Consider the following 872-nt stretch of genomic DNA (forward strand, 5'->3'; position numbering starts at 1 on the left):
CGGAAACTCCGACCGTACAGTTGCAATTCCAACTGCCAGCTGGTGAGCGTTATGTTGCTAAAGGGCAAGAAGGTTTGGCTAACTTAACTGCGGCGATGATGGAAGAGGGCTCAACGCAGCTCTCAGTTGAAGAGTTACAGGCGACACTGGATAAATTGGGCAGCAGCGTCAGCATCAGCTCAGGCAGCTACACCACAGACATCTCGGTTTCATCTTTAGAGAAGAACTTAGCGCAAACACTGGCGACTGTTGAAGAAGTGCTATTTAGCCCTAAGTTTGACGAACAAGATTTCGCACGCGTTAAAAGACAAATGCTTGAGGGTGTGGTGTACCAACACCAACAACCGAGTTGGATGCCCTCTCAGGCAACGCGTGAAGTCCTGTTTGGAGATAGCTTATTTGGACGTTCGAGTGATGGTACCGAAGCGTCACTTAAGTCATTAACCTTGGATGATGTAAAACGAAAAGGGAGGCTGAAAAGCAGCTAAACTTCTTTAAAGAGTGGCAGGGCGATGCGGCTCCATTGAAGCGTCCGCAGGTCATTACGCCGTTGGAAGGCCAACATCTGTACTTGGTCGACAAGCCAAATGCGCCACAAAGCATTGTTCGTTTGGTGCGTAAAGGTCTACCTTTTGACGCGACTGGCGAGCAGTATTTAGCTCAATTGGCGAACTTCAACCTTGCAGGTAACTTCAATAGCCGAGTGAATCAGAACCTACGTGAAGACAAAGGTTATACCTACGGAGCAAGCGGCTACTTCGCAAGTAATCGTGAAACTGGTGCGGTGGTCTTTAGTGCTCAAGTTCGTGCTAATGCGACAGTTGCCTCCATTCAAGAGTTCGTTAATGAACTCAATGAGTTTAGCCAGAGTG

At 48.3% G+C, this 872-nt stretch carries 1 pseudogene; it reads left to right on the forward strand.

The annotated features are described in order from the left end of the window. Positions 1 to 872, forward strand: a pseudogene (locus KIV40_RS32115) (M16 family metallopeptidase); the annotation flags it as partial.

The organism is Vibrio sp. D173a (assembly GCF_030248475.1).